At 57.3% G+C, this 1400-nt stretch carries 3 protein-coding genes; all 3 read left to right on the plus strand.

The genetic code is table 11. The features are described from left to right. The first annotated feature begins 17 nt into the window (after nt 1-17). Nucleotides 18-209: a hypothetical protein gene (locus AACS18_RS16100; protein ID WP_108612700.1), complete on the plus strand. Its 192-nt coding sequence runs from the start codon at nt 18-20 to the stop codon at nt 207-209. Nucleotides 210-233: 24 nt separating this feature from the next. After that, on the plus strand, nt 234-572 hold the full coding sequence (locus AACS18_RS16105) for a hypothetical protein (RefSeq protein WP_258228739.1): 339 nt from the start codon (nt 234-236) through the stop codon (nt 570-572). A 200-nt stretch (nt 573-772) separates the two neighbouring features. Further along, a complete protein-coding gene (locus tag AACS18_RS16110) occupies nt 773-1279 on the plus strand; it encodes a hypothetical protein (protein ID WP_108612701.1) in 507 nt (168 codons plus the stop codon). Nucleotides 1280-1400: the final 121 nt, after the last annotated feature.

Consider the following 1400-nt stretch of genomic DNA (forward strand, 5'->3'; position numbering starts at 1 on the left):
GCTGAGCGAGGTCAGCTATGACTCTCACCCCAGATAAGTCGCACCTCACCGCCCTCGATATCCTCCTCGAGCTGCGCTGCTGGCTTGAAGACAACGTTCAGATGCAGGCCGAGCCCGCTATCGTGGCTCACCTGCCTAACGGCTACCTGCTCACCCAGGCCGACTGCATCGAGGCCATTGATTCGCTGCTCCACCAGCTACGCCATTAGTCGCGCCAAGAAGGAACAAACGCCATGCGATTACCCAATCCCTTTTCCCTTGAGGAAACGCTCGAGAAGCTACGCCATCGTCTGGTTGCCGCCTGCAACGAAGATGCACTGACGTTGCTGGAGAAGGCCGTCACCAAGGCCCATGATGACGAGGCCTATGCCAAGCAGTTTGAAGAGACCTTGCTGCAAGGCTCCACCATCGAGATACGCGAGTGTCTCAGCTGCTTTGGCGACTACTTCGAGCGCTCCCGAGACGCTCCGCCCTATTACCCGCATCATGATGCCGTTAACGGCATTGATTGTGCTCTCTACGCCATCCTGTTCGATGCGGCTCACCCAGACGCAGTGCGGGCACAGCAATAACATGTATACCGATCGCCGAATAACATGCATGCCGATCACGTTTCCACCCAATAACCCGGATCATCAAACCAGGATCGTCAAACCAGGATCGTCAAACCAAGATCATCAGGTCCAACACCATGATCCGTATATTCCGCCCCCCCCCCCCAACAAGGCCACCTCACTGCAGGTGGCTTTTTGCATTTCAAGGAGCTATTCCCATGTCTGCCTTCATGATCGATCGCAAAGACTATCTTGCCTTTGCCGTGCAGCTATACCGCTTTTGCAATGCCCCGATGCCGCCCCATTACACCCTTGAGTTGCTACGCACCCTCTGGTGGAACCCGCCAGCGGATGTCACTAGCACCTGGACGTGGCGGGTTGACCGGTTGGTACGGTTGATGATGCTCGCCAATCGGCGGGCGGTCTGGCATCGCTATCAACTGGGACGACAGCAGGACCACCAGGAACCACGCCAGCACCGCTCGACCAAGCGGAGCCCGTTTAAACCTGCCCACCGATATCACCAGGCACCACTCACCGATAGTGAGCTGGTGGCCCTCTACAAATTCACCTACTGCGCCCTGTACCAATCGAGCGAATGGAGTGGGGGCCCTGAGCAGGCACCCCGGTTAGTGAAGGTGAGCCAGCAGTTGCAGCAGGCGCTGGCGCAAGACGTGCTGACCCGATTGTCACTGTGGGACCAAGCCCCTTGGGGAGAGATGTGATGGAATTCACCATCCCCCTGACCATGACAAGCTCACAACCAAATTCAACCGCCCATATAGCCCAGCGTATCGCCGATGACATGGCACACCTGCATCATCGTCTGGGTGATGGGGTCAGTGA

This window comes from Aeromonas sp. HMWF015 (assembly GCF_963878965.1).
GTDB classification, from domain to species: domain Bacteria; phylum Pseudomonadota; class Gammaproteobacteria; order Enterobacterales; family Aeromonadaceae; genus Aeromonas; species Aeromonas veronii.

Coding starts and splice junctions, on each gene's coding strand:
- AACS18_RS16100 (WP_108612700.1), top strand. CDS start 18: ATGACTCTCACCCCAGATAAGTCGCACCTCACCGCCCTCGATATCCTC.
- AACS18_RS16105 (WP_258228739.1), top strand. CDS start 234: ATGCGATTACCCAATCCCTTTTCCCTTGAGGAAACGCTCGAGAAGCTA.
- AACS18_RS16110 (WP_108612701.1), top strand. CDS start 773: ATGTCTGCCTTCATGATCGATCGCAAAGACTATCTTGCCTTTGCCGTG.